Consider the following 13,672-nt stretch of genomic DNA (forward strand, 5'->3'; position numbering starts at 1 on the left):
GCCTGTTTATTGTTCCGCTAAGCCTGGTCCTACCGGAGGCACTTGCAGATTGTCTCGGCGATTTCGGGAGGGTCCTGTTTCCAATTCTGGCTACGGATTGGGCAAACCACGGAGCTGTGGCTGTCCTGGAATTCAGTTCCCTGGCTGGTACAGTCGCTTGGCTTGCATGCGCGCTCGGAGCGGCGTACTGGCTGTTTTCAAAGTGTGATCTGTCATGACCGTTCACCCTAGTCTTAGGAGTCCATTTTGAAACGTAACTCGGCAACGATCTGGCTTTTGCTCGCCCTAATTCTTGGCTCGTATTCCATCTATATCTTCAGTTCAACACGCGGCGAATCAACCTGGGGCATAGTGTCCGGGATTGTTCTCGTGGTAGCGGCCCTCGTGGCGTTGTTGAAGTTCCTGCGCGGAATCAAGACAGCGCGAATCGATCGCAGCGCGAAGTAACGCCAGCACCTGAAGTTCCCCGGCAACCCGACCCGGTCTTACCGCACACGAGAGCCCGTGGAGGTCATCGGTGAACTCGTGGATTGGATAGGACACTCACCGATCAGTTGCAGGCCATGCGAGACGCCTCCCCGACCTGAAACGCCGGGGCCTCGCGGTCACCTACGACTAGCAGCGTCTGGGGCCCATGGCCGACCGAGTACGCTGGGGGATCCCTCAGCGGCGACAAACATGCCGGGCCTTCCGCGCTCTCAGCGATCAAGCACCGAATCCGCGATCTGCTGCGCGGCTTGGTCCGCTGTGATGTGTGTGGTGTCGATGACCTCGGCTTCATTGTGCAGCCAGGTATGAGCTGCCTCGGCGTATGGCTCCAAGTGCGCGAAGCGGAACGTCGAGGGGCCGAGGGCTTTGTCGTTCTGTATGCGGTCGCGGAGCGTTGCCTGGTCGGCGTGGAGCACGAAATGCCGGATCGGTATGCCGTGCTCCGTAAGGCCGTCGCTGATCTCCCGCCAGTAGCTCTCGACCAAGACAGTCATCGGCATCACGAGTGTGCCTCCGGTGTACCCGAGCACCCGCCGAGCGGTTTCGACAACGAGCCTTCGCCACGGCTCCCAGTGCTGGAAGTTGTCCGTCTCAGGTAGTCCCGGCTTGATGTCCATGAGGACCTCACCGACCTTCTCAGCGTCCAGGACGCGCGCGTCGGGCAGCAATTGCTGCACGAGCGCGCTCGTCGTCGTCTTTCCCGCCCCGTGGGTGCCGTTGAGCCAAACAATCATGGACCGAACTCTAGCGCCAAAGAAGTTTCCTTCACGGCTCGTCCGTTAGCCGGTCGGGGTGCGGGCCCTCCAAAAACGTGCTCACGGCGTCCGCTGCCGCCCGGCCCAAATGTGTCGCAGTGCCCGCCCGCATGAACCCTGCTAGAGGGTGCCAGAGGCGGCGAAATGTTGGCCCAGAGGTGAAAGTGTGGCGTCTCAGTTCCTAGGTTGTGGGAACCGCGATCCTTGGTGGGATGGGACACCCATTCAGCAGTGGGAGCCAGTTCTCATGGGGGAGTGTGCTCCAAACTCTCCGTGCTGCTGAGACCTAATCTGGGCGGATCTGTCCGACGTCAAGATCCGCAAGACCCAGGCGCGGGGGCTGATGGCGCTGGTCTGCGCCTCCGGCAGTAAGAATCTCCAGCTCTACCCCCCGAAGGGCAGGATCGATGATTTCGACAACTACGAGAAGGTCAACTCCTGGACCTTCGATGGTGCCCATGGCATCCTTTGGGATCCGCGAGGCAGTAACGTGGTTTCCGCCGGCATGCTGTGGGTGCTCGGCGACGGCAAGCTTGTCGGCTACAAGGTCAGGGGATCCGGCCAGGACACCGAGCGCGACGTCTGGCGTGAAGTGGTCATCGACCACCCCGGCCACAGGATGGGTCACGACCTCCAACCCGACTACGCCATGCCCGGTCACCTCCTGCTGACTGACAGCGAGGGCGTCTACCGCTACGACGGCAGCAAGGATGAAGTCATCAGTGAGTCGGTCCAGAACCGGGTGAAGTCCATCGCCCGGCACCCCACTACTGGGGAGTACATCTGGGTCGTAGGTTCACGCGAAACCGAAGAGATGGGCAACAAGATCAGCATCGGTAAGAACCTAGGGGCCCCGACGGACGAGCGCGGCCGGCCCAACGCTCGTTTCTACAAGGCCAGGATATAGCCCCGCCTACGAGTGACGGCTGGAGCTTTTTTGTGCGACCAGTGAGTAGCTCCTTGAACGGGCCATGGCCACAGTCTTCTGTGACCTGCTTGGTTGTCATCCGGTAGCTAAGTTCACCGGATATAGTTCCTGGCGAGTGTGACCCAGGCCTGGCCCGCGACCTCCCAGGCTGCCGAACACAGTTCCACTGGACAACGCGCTGGGAGAGGCTCACCCTTGGAGTATCCGCACAGACTGCGCATCGCGCTGACCTCGAGCGGTCGCGTGCCGCCGGTGTCGGGCACCACTGAGATGTCGACTCCGTCGGGTTCGCTTGAACATGGCTCCGACGACTGAAGGACCGACGACATGACGAACAGCAACGCTTACGATCATCACAGGCAACCATCGCGGACTTCGAGGAACGGTGCGCGCCGACGGTGGGCGCTCTGCTTGATCCCGGCACTGACCGCCGCACTCGTTTTACCGGGAGTGTCGAGCGCCGGCGCCTCGAACGCTCGGAACGCGGCGCCTGCGAACACGGACATCCTCATCGAGTGGAGCACCATCGCCCAAAACCACGTCATCCCACTGCGACCCACGGCTCACGGCCAGCTCCGCGGCATGGCGATGGTTCAAGGCGCGGTGTACGACGCCGTGAACGCCATCGACCGCGGGTACCAGCCGTATCTGCTCGACGGCGACTCGGTCGGTGTCGGGCCGGAGGCATCGTTCGATGCGGCGATCTCGACCGCCGCACACCACGTGCTCGTTACTCTGGTCCCGTCGGACCAAGTAGCTGGCCTCGACGCTGCGTACGACGCAACGCTCGCGGGCGTCACCGACGGCCCGAACAAGGACGAAGGCGTCGCCGCCGGTGAAGCCGCCGCGGCGGCGATGATCCTCGCCCGCACCGATGACGGGTTCATGGCCCCGTTCGAGTTCAACATCGGACCCGATCCCGGCGATTGGCGGCCCGTCGCACCCGGTGCGCTCGATCCGGACGCCTGGGTGGCCAACCTCCAACCGTTCATCATCGAGAGTCCCGACCAATTCCGCTCGGAGGGTCCCAACCCGCTGAGGAGTGCCGAGTACACAGCGGACTTCAACGAGGTCAAGGAGATCGGTGCGCTCGTGAATACCACCAGAACCGACGACCAGACCACTGCGGCCATCTTCTGGCAAGCCCCGCCGGTGGCACTCTGGAACGGCGTGTTCCGCAGCCTCACCGTGGAGCACGGACTCGACCTGGCCGACGCGGCTCGACTCTTCGCGATGACCAACCTCGCCGCCGCTGATGGCGCGGTCGCTTGCTGGAACGACAAGTACTACTGGAACTTCTGGCGTCCGATGGCGGCCATCCGCGAAGCCGACACCGACGGCAATCCGGAGACGGCAGCCGATCCGACATGGAAACCGCTCTTCGATCCATCGACAGCGACCGTCCCGCCGCTCGGCACACCGCCGTTCCCGGACCACCCGGCCGGTCACGGCTGCGTCAGCGGCGCCACTCTCTACGCGGCGCAGGAGTTCTTCGGCACGGACGAGGTCGCCTTCGACGTGAACTCCGGTCGCTTCCCGGGCGAACCACGGCACTTCGACGGATTCTCCGCGGCGATACAGGAGATCGTTGATGCTCGCGTCTGGGGCGGCATCCACTTCCGCACCGCTGTCGTACAGGGCGCCGAGATCGGCAACGAGGTGGCGTCGTGGCTCAGCGGTCACTACTTCCAGCCGGCGTCATGTCAGTAGCGTCCCGCGACTGACCCGATCACTTTCCCAACCGATTTGGTTCATTTGTAATCAGCCAATTCGGCCTTAACAGGATTTGTTGCCTGCAAGCGTGTCGACGGTGCGCCGACTCGCGTTCGTGCGGATGTTTGGCCGGAAGCTCAACAAGCTTCCCGCCTGACCCTTCCCGCCATCCCTTGGGCCATGGGCTACGGTTAGGACGAACAGTTCATACGGAGAGGATCAGCTCCCCGACCTCAGAGCCACAAGAAATGGAATGCCCGTCTTGGCTGTGAAATTCGAACAGGTCCTCTGGACAGATGAGCGAGCTGTGGCGCTCCAACGCATCCTGGAGGTGGACCTCCACGGACGGTACGCCGGCCGGCTGCAGCCTGGTCCCGGGCGGGACGCCGCGCTCAGTGCCCTGGCCGTTGATCCGGATGACGTGCTCGCGACCGTCCTGGCGGTGGAGGATGACACCGGGCCCGTGGCCCATGCCGCCCTCCGGTCACTGAACGGGGAGTGGGAAGTCAAGCGGGTCGTGGTGCTTGAGAGCCAACGAGGCCGAGGTATCGCCAGCATGCTGATGGGGGAGGTCGAAGCAATTGCCGCACGCGGGGGAGCCGCGCGGGTCGTTCTTCAGACCGGGGATCAGCAGCCCGAAGCTGTCGCTCTGTACTCGAAACTGGGTTACACGCGCATCCCGGTGTATGAACCCTATGCATCCGCGATTCCCTTCTCCTATTGCTTTGAAAAGCGTTTGAGGTAAGGCCGGGCCGCAGGATTATTCGATGTGCCGGGAAGGCTGGAGCAAGGAATTTGGTGATGGCAGTAAAACCGGTTCCAACGAGGAAGGTTATGGCCGCGGAGCCGTATAAACCCCGGCTCCCCGCAGCACAGTTCGCTTGTTTGCACCAGCCTTTCAACGTCCGACGTCGTTCTAGCTGATGCCGATGGCAAGGTGGATCGCCTTGGACTCCGCGCCCCGGCAATCCGAATTGGACTGTCCGAGTTCTGAATCTATCTGAGTTGAAAAAAAGGGTTGTTCCCAGGGCTGGCCCGTGCCGTTAGGGTGATCACGGGTGGTGTCGATGAAGGACTGCCCGGTTGGGTGATCAGGTGCCAGTAACGGAGCTGATCCTAGCGATTCGATTCTCGGGAGGAAGCATGACCAGTCCAGAGCAGGATCCAAGCCAGCAGGAAGGCCCCGCTGACGGCGGCGCGGCCGGCGTCCCCGGCATGCATGATGGCGGTGCCGACGGAGGTGCTGACAGCGGTGCTGACAGCGGTGCCGATGGGGGTGCTGACAGCGGTGCCGATGGGGGTGCTGACAGCGGTGCCGACGGGGGAGCTGACAGCGGTGCCGATGGGGGAGCTGACAGCGGTGCCGATGGGGGAGCTGACAGCGGTGCCGATGGGGGAGCTGACAGCGGTGCCGATGGAGGAGCTGATGGAGGAGCCGCAGGTGGAGCCGCGGAACGGGGCATCTAAATTTTGAGCACCACCCGCACGGACTTTCAGGACCCCGACGCCTTGGAAAGCGGCGGGGTCCTGGAGACACGCCTGGTTAAGATTGGCCGTGAGAGCTTCGCCGACGACGTTTGGGGGCGCACGGCGCTGCTCACGCGTGGCGCAAGCGACTTCTCCGATCTGTTCTCTGCCGAGGCCGTTGACGAACTGATCTCGCGCCGTGGACTGCGCACACCTTTTCTCCGCGTTGCCAAGGGCGGCTCTACATTTCCAGATTCGTCATTCACCTCTTCCGCCGGCGTCGGCGCCACCATTTCTGACCAGCTCGACGACACAGCGCTTTGGCGCAAATTCGCGGACGGTGCCACGCTCGTGCTGCAGGCACTGCACCGCACTTGGGAGCCTGTCACGGACTTCAGCAGCAGGCTGAGCACCGAGCTCGGACATCCGGTGCAGGCCAATGCCTACATCACACCGCCCCAGAACCGCGGGTTCGACGATCACTACGACGTGCACGACGTCTTCGTCCTGCAGATCGAGGGGACAAAGCGCTGGATCATCCATGAGCCGGTTCACACGGACCCGTTGCGTGATCAACCCTGGACCGATCGCCGCTCCACCGTGGCCGAGGCCGCGAAAGGCGAGGCCTACATCAATACGGTGCTCGAGCCAGGGGATGTCCTTTACCTGCCGCGTGGCTGGTTGCATGCCGCCCAGGCGCAGGGCGAGGTCTCCATCCACCTCACGCTTGGAATCCACAGTTGGACCCGCTACGCATTGGCCGAACAGCTCGCCCAGACCGCGCTCGCAGCGCTGTGCGACGATCCTGAGATGCGCCGTACATTGCCATTGGGCGTCGACGGACCAAACGGGGAGATCGACGTCGTCCGCGAGCGCCTGGCCGCTGCTGTCGTTGAGGCTGAAACCAGTTCTTTGTTCCACCGCACCCGGCGAGGACAGGGCCGCCCGGCACCGCTGGGGCCGCTGGCCCAGCTCGCGGCTGTCGACGGCCTAAGCCCCGAGTCTGCGGTCCGGCTTCGCGATGCACTGGAAGCACGGCTAGAGGGATTGCGCCTTGCCACGCGCGTGGGTTGGCTCGACTTCCCGGCGACGGATCTGCCTTCTGTAACGAGCCTGCTCGACGGGGAGATTCACACCGCGGGTGATCTCGGCGTCGAACTCGTTGAAAGACTGTTGCGCGCGGGGGTCCTCGTTCCCGTTGAACAGTGATCTAGACAGTGACTTCGCCACAGTGGCGGCCACGGAGCGCTTCTTCTGCTCTGAAGGCGCCCGGTTGCGCGGCGACCCGATTGCAGGCACAGCGTCGCACGGCGTCGTCTGGGTGCTCATCGAGTACCGGGGTGGGTGGCCTCTCAATGGCTTCGAAGGGCTTGGTCTCGAGCCTGAGACCAAAGAACTCGTGCTCGCCGCCGCGAAGGCGGCGCGGGTGCGGGTGCTGCTGGTGAGACGGCCCGGCCCCCGCCGCCGTGAGGGTCAGAGCCATTGGGCAGTACTGCACCATGAGGATTCGGGCGCCTATCGTCAGCAATGGGGAACGTGGGGCAAGGATGAGGACCTGGCGGAGATTGCCAGCGCCCTCAATCTCCCCGGAACGCTCGGCTATCCGCCCGTCATCCTGGTATGCACTCACAGCAAACATGACCAATGCTGTGCCGTGTGGGGACGGCCCGTGGGACGTGCGCTGAGTGAACAGTGGCCGGAGCTGGTGTGGGAGTGTTCGCATGTAGGCGGAGACAGGTTCGCAGCCAACGTCCTGGTTGCACCCGACGGCGTCTATTACGGGAATCTGGACGTGGAGTCGTCCGTCGCCACGATCAAAGAGCACCTCGCCGACCGTATCCACGCGGAATATTTGCGCGGATACACGGATCTCTTCCCAGCACAGCAGACCGCTGTCGCGGCCACGCTCAGACGTTTCGGCCCGGCCGGCCGGAATGACTACAGGGTGGTCGAGACCTCCCGCAACGGAGATCACTGGCGGATCCGCATCACCGGCCGCCCGCCTCACCCGGCGAGTGTCGACGTCGAACTGCACGCCCGCCGCGCTACGCCATGCCAACTGACCTGCCGCGGGCCGGCGATGAGCTCCGCCCTGGTCTACGAGCTCATTTCGATCCGCGCCGTCTAAAGGACGGTTTTACCGAAAGCAGTACCTTTGTCGGTGCGCCGCCAGCAAACCATCGGCATCCGCTTCGGCCAGGCAGGAATCGGAACACTTGTTGGTCTTCACTCATTCATGGCCAAGCGTTGTGGTGACGACATGACTAAGCCGAATGTCTTCGAGGATCTTCCTCGGAGAGCTGCTTTCTGACGGTTGCACGATAGTGGAATAGGTGTGCTTTTCCCGCTCGGAGGCGGGACTGCATTCGGCTGACAGCCGCCGCAGATCCGGTCAGGCCAGCCAGCGCCACCAGCGTGACCGCTCCGGTTCCGGCGTCGGTTCCGGTTCCGGCTCCTCGCCCAAGGCCAGTGCGGCCTCGACGATGTCGTCCGCGGTGAGCGTCATGACGGCCTCACGATCGAGCGCGTCGAGACTTTGTTCCTCGTCGAGCGACAGCCGCAGCGCCTGGCGGTTGAGCGCCTGCTCGAACAGCGTGCGGGCAAACCGTGCGTTGCCGGAGTCCTCGCCCGCGTGGAGCCCGGTGAGGATGCGGCGCAGCATCTGGTCCGCACCCGGCTCCAGCGTGTACTCGTGCTGGGCCAGCATTTGGTGGAAGATCGTCTGGAGCGCGTCGACGGAGTAGTCGGGGAACGTGATCTCGCGGGCGAACCGGGAGCGCAGTCCGGGGTTCGAGAGCAAGAAGGACTCCATCAGCCGCGGGTACCCGGCCACGATCACGACCAGGCGGTGGCGGTGGTCCTCCATCCGCTTGAGCAGGACCTCGATCGCCTCGGGGCCGAAGTCCATCCGGCCGTCCTCCGGGGCCAGCGCGTAGGCCTCGTCGATGAACAGGACGCCGTCCAGCGCACGCCGGATCACCCGGTCCGTCTTGATGGCGGTCGCGCCAACGTACTGGCCCACCAGACCCGAACGGTCGACCTCGACCAGGTGGCCTTTCTGCAGCAGACCGACCGCGCGGTACATCTCGGCCAGGAGCCGCGCCACGGTGGTCTTGCCCGTGCCCGGGTTTCCGAGGAACACCAGATGCTGTGATGTGGCCACCTCCGGCAGACCGTGCGTCTTACGGCGGGCCTGGACCTGGAGCAGTGCGACGAGGGCCCGCACCTGTTCCTTCACGGTCTCCAGTCCGACCAGCGCGTCGAGCTCGGCCTGCACCTCGGACAGCGGCCGGGCCGGCCCGGGCCTCGCACCGATCAGATCGCCGACAAGGTCGTCGACACGCTCCGAACCGTGCAGCTTGAGCTGATCGGTCAGATGGCCGATGGTTTCGCGCAGGTCGTCGAGCGGATTGCGGCTGGGAGCCATGCATCCACTGTAGTACTCGATTCCCGAGCGCAGTGGGGTTGGGGGCACAGCGTAGTCCCAGCCAGACACCTCCAGTACATGGGCGAGGACGAGAAGTTATCCAACTCGCCGTTCCCGAGCGCAACGGCGGAGCCGCGGTCTTTCCAAGACAACATTGATGACGTGGCGCGTTTGCTTGAGGTATCCGAGAATGCTCCTGGGATGCCATCGGAAGCAAACCCCGCAGGGGAGCTTACGGTGGATCTCGCTCCGGGGGATTATGAGATCAAGGCCGCCTGTGCTGGCCTGCTTACGGCTAAGCTCACCTTGGTGAAGGGCGGAGGCCCGCCGGAAACACTGTTATATCCGTGCGAGGCCACCGCTATGAAGAGATTCGAAAGGCACGCTGGCGGTCCCATCATGATCCGCGCGGAACCGTTGACAGGCAATACGGCTGTTGCCGGCGTTACGGTGGCGCCCAACCATCCCGTGGGGCCTAACCATGATTTGCAGGCTTCAAGGTCGAGAGATCTGTTGGAGTGGTCAGTACAGCAGCTGAAACCAGAGTTGCCCGGTGAATTGTCTTGGTCGGGGGAGTCGAGCACAGCCACCGGCTACAGAAGTGGTCCGTTGGCTGCATCCGGGAAGTACGAACTGCACTTAGTATGCCAGGGACCATCCGAGTCCGAGCTGTCGGTGTCGGACTTGGCGGGCGCCGAAGTTCTCGCCCCCGTGCTGGTCACATGCGATGGGAGGGTCTTCAAAGCAACCGTGCACCTGGCCACCGAAGGCGCAGACATCACGATGAATCCCGCTGCTGGTCCAGACTTCCGCTACGCCTTCAGGCTTGTACCATCCACCTAGCTTTGATGGAGGCGGCCCAGAATCTTCGCCGATCACGGATTTACGGGAGCGAATCGGGTGCGCCCCGGGCTCCGTGAAGCAATGGCGGCCTCCCGCGCCGGGCGACACGCTCGACCGGTTGGCGCGCTCACTTTCTGATGCCAGGGACATCGCCGACGAACTGTGCGCCCGACGTGTCACAGATCGTGCGCGGGCGGTGTCTTCATGTCGTAGGACCCAGAACCGACCCGCAGGAGGAGAAATGACCATCAGGATCCCGGCCGCAGAAATCACCGGTTTCTACGGCGCACTCATCAAGAAGTTCAGCGCGAAGATGTTCGGTAGAGTCCCGGAATCGCTGGGCGTCATGTGGCACAACCAGCCCGTTCTCAAGGCATCCATGGGCTTCGGACAGAAGCTGCAGAGGTGGAACAGCTGCGATGAGTCGTTGAAGTCCTACGCTCACATGGCCGTGGCCTCTTTCATCGGCTGCACCTGGTGCCTGGACTACAACTACTTCATGGCGCACAACCACGGCCTGGACCTGGAGAAGGCCCGGCAGATCCCGTGCTGGCGCGAGTCCGAAGTCTTCACGCCGCTGGAGCGGGACGTCCTGGAGTATGCCGAGGCCATGAGCGCCACGCCCGTCTCAGTGACGGACGAACTGTCGGCCCGGTTGCTCGAGCAATTGGGCGCGCCGGCGCTGATCGAACTGACCAGCGTCATCGGCTTCGCCAACCTCACGACCCGCAGCAACGTGGCCCTCGGCATCGAATCCGAGGGATTCGCGGACTCCTGTGAGCTGAAGCCGCTCGCCGCGCGCAGCGGCCGCGGGGTAGCCTGAGCGGCATGAGCAGCCTCGGCGCCACTGACAGACCGGACCCGTTCGTCGCCCACCGCAGCCTCTTCTTCACTGTCGCCTACGAGATGCTCGGCTCCGCCGCGGATGCCGAAGACGTGGTGCAGGAGGCCTGGCTCCGGTGGGCTGAACTGGGCCCCGACGTCCGCGCGGGCGTCCGCGACCCGCGGGCCTACCTCGTTCGCACCGTTACCCGCCAGGCCCTCAACCGCCTCCGCGCGCTGTCACGACGGCGGGAGGATTACGTCGGGGAATGGCTGCCCGAGCCCCTGCTCACCGTGCCGGATGTCGCCGAGGACGTGGAACTGGCCGAAAGCGTCTCGATCGCCATGCTCACGGTTCTCGAATCGCTCACCCCTGTGGAGCGGGCAGCCTTCGTTCTGCGCGAGGTTTTCGACGTGCCCTACGAGGAGATTGCCGAGGCTGTGGGCAAGTCAGCGGCAGCAGTGCGCCAGATCGTCAGCCGTGCACGCTCTCATGTGGTCGCCCGGCGCCCCCGCATGCGCGTGGACCGCAGAGAGCAGCAGGAAGTCGTCGAACGGTTCCTGGCGGCGGTCACCACCGGGGATGTGCAGGGCTTGATGGACGTGCTGGCTCCCGACGTCGTACTCATTGCAGACGGCGGCGGCGTCGCCCAGGCGGTTCGGGTGCCGGTGTACGGGGCGAAGAAGGTGACAAATCTGCTGCGGTCCTTCCCACAGGCCGCGCTCAACCCGAAAATCGCTCTGCTCTGGCTCAACGGCGGCCTCGGCATCCGGATCGACGACGAAGCAGGCGGTACCTCACTCATCAGTCTGGTGGTGGAGGGCGGCAGGATCGCACGGATCTTCGCCATGCGGAACCCGGACAAGCTCGGCCACGTGGAGGAGGAGACCCGGCTGGCACGTTAGCCGCTCAGAACGAGGAGGACGTGCCCTCCGCAAGGTGTGCCGCCCGCATCTGCGCGTCGGCGTCGTGCCTCATCCCTCATGGAGTTAATCGAACTCGATGAACTTCCGTACCGCCGCGACGAGCCACTCATCCATCGATGAGTACTCCGAGATCGCACGGCGTACCGCCGCCCCGCCTGCGTCTCGAACAACGTCGAAGTCATCGATGATTTTCCTGGCCTTATGTCCAGGCTGATTTGTTAGAGCAGGCTGGCGAGTGACAGCTCGAGCTGTTCGAGCAGGATGTCTGCGTGTTCCCGGCCGAATACAAGCGGCGGACGCATTTTCAGGACGTTGTCATGGGGTCCGACGCGGCTGATCAGCACTCCGCGTTCGCGCATGTCCTCGATGAGGATCTTCGTGAGCGCCGGGGCCGGCATACGGCTTCCGTCACTTTCTATGATGTCTATTCCGAAGAACAGTCCGCGCCCCCTTACGGAGCCAACGTTGGCGCTGCCTTGGGCAATCGTTTCGAGGCGTGCACGAACGTATTCGCCTAGCTGCCCGGCTTTGGCCATCAGGTCTTCCTGTTCCATGCAGCGCAGCACGGCCAGTCCCGCGGCGGAGGAGACAGGGCTTCCTGCAAAGGTGTTGAAGAACATATTGTGCCGGCCGAATTCGTCGAGCAGTTCAGCCGTAGTGACTACGGCACCGATAGGGTGTCCGTTGCCCATTGGTTTGCCCATTGTGACGAGTTCGGGTTCTATACCGAACATTTGGTATCCCCACATGCTGGAACCGGTGCGGCCGAAGCCTGATTGCACCTCGTCGGAGATGACAAGGCCTCCTGCGGCCCGGACGCGGGCAGCGACGCCCTTGATGTAGCCGTCGGGCAGTTGCAGCAGCCCTTCGGTGGAGAAGAGAGGGTCGAAAAGGAATACGGAGACGCCGTGCCCGGCCGCCTGGAGTGATGTGATGGCGGCATCAACATCAGCCAAGGACTGTTCGAGCAGTGCGGGAACGTCCGCCTCGGCAATTGCACTGATGTCAGGTATCCGCAGGGCCCGGACATGGGCACCGAGTGGTTCGCGCACGGTCAACCCGGTTGTAATCTCGGCCAGGCTGGTGGTGTTTCCGTGGTAACTAAAGTCCGACACCAAAACTCCGGTGTTCCCGGTGTGCTGCCGTGCGATACGCAGGGCCAACTCGTTGGCTTCCGACCCGCTGTTGGTCAAAAACAGCCGCTCCAGGGCACCGTCAAATTTCGAAAGCAGGGCTTCGGCGTATTCCACCACACGGCTGTTCAGATAGCGGGTGTGCAGGTTGATGGTGCGCAGCTGCTGGTTGATGGCATCGGCGACGGCAGAGTTCGCATGCCCCACGTGAGGCACGTTGTTGTAACCGTCCAGGTAGACCCTGCCTTGCGCGTCGGTCAGCCAAACGCCTAAGCCGGAGACCAGTTCCAGAGGCTGCTTATAAAAAAGGGGGGAGTGTGGGCCTAGTGTGGCAAATCGGCGGGCCAGCAGGTCCTTGCCGCTCTGCTGCACCTGGGGCGCAGTTGTGGATTCCGTAGTCATGGCTGTCTTTCTGGCGTCTGCCGGCGCATGCTGGCAGGTTCTATTCGTGTTGGAAGTGACGTGTGGGTGAAGGCTTGGCCTTATACCGGTTTGCTGAGGAGGCCTTCGACGAGCAGTTTCACGGCGGCTATCTGCTGCTCGGCGGTTCCAGGTTTCACGGCGGCCCGGGCGCCCGAGGCTCGGATGGCTCCTGAGAGCGCGGTGGCCAAGGCGTCAATGTCAGGCCCTTGGTGCAACTGACCTGCAGTGCGTGCCGTGGAAAGGTCGAGCTTGATCAGTTCCTCGAATGACTCGGATGTCCGTCGCACACCGGAAAGAACAGGTTCGACGTCTGGTCCCATGAGGCCATAAAAGCGTCCGGAGGGGCTACTGGTCATTTCCACAAAGGCCCGGGCCAAAGCCGCTATTCGACCGGCTGCGTCGTTGGCCTCCTCGCGAAGATGTATGCCTCTGGCATGTACAGCATCTGCGACCCGCAGGTATACCTCCCTGACCACGTCGTCCCGTCCGCCGGGAAAATGCGCGTACACAGTCCCCCGGGAGAGGCCGGCCCGCTGGCTGACTTCTTCGAGGGCGAGCCCGGCGTACCCGACCTCGCCCAACATTTCCGCCGTCGCGTCGAGAATGTCTGATCGTGTCCGCAGCCTGTTGCGTTCACGCAGCGACAGCCGCTCGTCCGTTTTCAGGTTCATCTGGGCACCCAACCTCTCCAAGGCCATCCGATTTGCTTACTTACTCAATAATGACACATGCCACACAAAAACTG

The 13,672-nt window shown here is 63.3% G+C and carries 14 protein-coding genes and 1 pseudogene; 11 read left to right on the forward strand and 4 right to left on the reverse strand.

Annotated elements, in window-relative coordinates:
• Positions 1 to 456 precede the first annotated feature (456 nt).
• Entirely contained in the window at positions 457 to 798 is a 342-nt protein-coding gene (locus J2805_RS21030; protein WP_309979882.1) for an NAD(+)--rifampin ADP-ribosyltransferase, read from the forward strand.
• On the opposite strand, the gene J2805_RS21035 is transcribed toward J2805_RS21030, so the two are convergent.
• Positions 699 to 1,223, reverse strand: a complete 525-nt coding sequence (locus tag J2805_RS21035; RefSeq protein WP_309979782.1) for a P-loop nucleotide/nucleoside kinase family protein — start codon at positions 1,221 to 1,223, stop codon at positions 699 to 701. The genes J2805_RS21030 and J2805_RS21035 overlap by 100 nt on opposite strands.
• A gap of 364 nt (positions 1,224 to 1,587) precedes the next feature.
• Between J2805_RS21035 and J2805_RS21040 the strand changes: the two genes are divergently transcribed.
• The 6 genes from J2805_RS21040 (at position 1,588) to J2805_RS21065 (ending at position 7,480) form a co-directional block, all read left to right on the forward strand.
• Entirely contained in the window at positions 1,588 to 2,151 is a 564-nt protein-coding gene (locus J2805_RS21040; protein ID WP_309979784.1) for a hypothetical protein, read from the forward strand.
• Positions 2,152 to 2,583: 432 nt separating this feature from the next.
• The gene (locus J2805_RS21045) at positions 2,584 to 3,882 is read left to right on the forward strand and encodes a vanadium-dependent haloperoxidase (protein ID WP_309979786.1); all 1,299 of its coding nucleotides are present in this window, start codon (positions 2,584 to 2,586) and stop codon (positions 3,880 to 3,882) included.
• 271 nt (positions 3,883 to 4,153) lie between these two features.
• Positions 4,154 to 4,630, forward strand: coding sequence for a GNAT family N-acetyltransferase (locus tag J2805_RS21050; RefSeq protein ID WP_309979884.1), 477 nt, complete (start codon positions 4,154 to 4,156; stop codon positions 4,628 to 4,630).
• A 474-nt stretch (positions 4,631 to 5,104) separates the two neighbouring features.
• Complete coding sequence (locus J2805_RS21055) at positions 5,105 to 5,359, forward strand: hypothetical protein (protein WP_309979787.1); 255 nt, start codon at positions 5,105 to 5,107, stop codon at positions 5,357 to 5,359.
• Complete coding sequence (locus J2805_RS21060) at positions 5,356 to 6,561, forward strand: cupin domain-containing protein (protein WP_396134452.1); 1,206 nt, start codon at positions 5,356 to 5,358, stop codon at positions 6,559 to 6,561. The genes J2805_RS21055 and J2805_RS21060 overlap by 4 nt, the downstream gene beginning before the upstream one ends.
• The gene (locus J2805_RS21065) at positions 6,551 to 7,480 is read left to right on the forward strand and encodes a sucrase ferredoxin (RefSeq protein WP_309979789.1); all 930 of its coding nucleotides are present in this window, start codon (positions 6,551 to 6,553) and stop codon (positions 7,478 to 7,480) included. The genes J2805_RS21060 and J2805_RS21065 overlap by 11 nt, the downstream gene beginning before the upstream one ends.
• Positions 7,481 to 7,744: 264 nt before the next feature.
• Here the strand turns inward: J2805_RS21065 and J2805_RS21070 are convergent, their stop codons facing one another.
• The gene (locus J2805_RS21070) at positions 7,745 to 8,779 is read right to left on the reverse strand and encodes an AAA family ATPase (RefSeq protein ID WP_309979790.1); all 1,035 of its coding nucleotides are present in this window, start codon (positions 8,777 to 8,779) and stop codon (positions 7,745 to 7,747) included.
• A 78-nt stretch (positions 8,780 to 8,857) separates the two neighbouring features.
• On the opposite strand from J2805_RS21070, the gene J2805_RS21075 reads away from it, so the two are divergent.
• The 4 genes and pseudogenes from J2805_RS21075 to J2805_RS21090 all read left to right on the forward strand — a co-directional run bounded on the left by J2805_RS21075 (position 8,858) and on the right by J2805_RS21090 (position 11,350).
• On the forward strand, positions 8,858 to 9,622 hold the full coding sequence (locus J2805_RS21075) for a hypothetical protein (protein ID WP_309979791.1): 765 nt from the start codon (positions 8,858 to 8,860) through the stop codon (positions 9,620 to 9,622).
• Positions 9,623 to 9,640: 18 nt separating this feature from the next.
• Positions 9,641 to 9,800 (forward strand): annotated as a pseudogene (locus J2805_RS21080) (recombinase family protein); the annotation flags it as partial.
• A 63-nt stretch (positions 9,801 to 9,863) separates the two neighbouring features.
• Positions 9,864 to 10,445, forward strand: coding sequence for a carboxymuconolactone decarboxylase family protein (locus J2805_RS21085; RefSeq protein WP_309979792.1), 582 nt, complete (start codon positions 9,864 to 9,866; stop codon positions 10,443 to 10,445).
• 5 nt (positions 10,446 to 10,450) lie between these two features.
• Positions 10,451 to 11,350, forward strand: coding sequence for an RNA polymerase sigma-70 factor (locus J2805_RS21090; protein WP_309979793.1), 900 nt, complete (start codon positions 10,451 to 10,453; stop codon positions 11,348 to 11,350).
• Between the two features lie 239 nt (positions 11,351 to 11,589).
• Here the strand turns inward: J2805_RS21090 and J2805_RS21095 are convergent, their stop codons facing one another.
• Entirely contained in the window at positions 11,590 to 12,906 is a 1,317-nt protein-coding gene (locus J2805_RS21095; protein WP_309979794.1) for an aspartate aminotransferase family protein, read from the reverse strand.
• An 80-nt stretch (positions 12,907 to 12,986) separates the two neighbouring features.
• Complete coding sequence (locus J2805_RS21100; protein ID WP_309979795.1) at positions 12,987 to 13,598, reverse strand: TetR/AcrR family transcriptional regulator; 612 nt, start codon at positions 13,596 to 13,598, stop codon at positions 12,987 to 12,989.
• Positions 13,599 to 13,672: the final 74 nt, after the last annotated feature.

The sequence above is a fragment of the Arthrobacter oryzae genome (assembly GCF_031454875.1).
GTDB lineage: Bacteria > Actinomycetota > Actinomycetes > Actinomycetales > Micrococcaceae > Arthrobacter > Arthrobacter oryzae_D.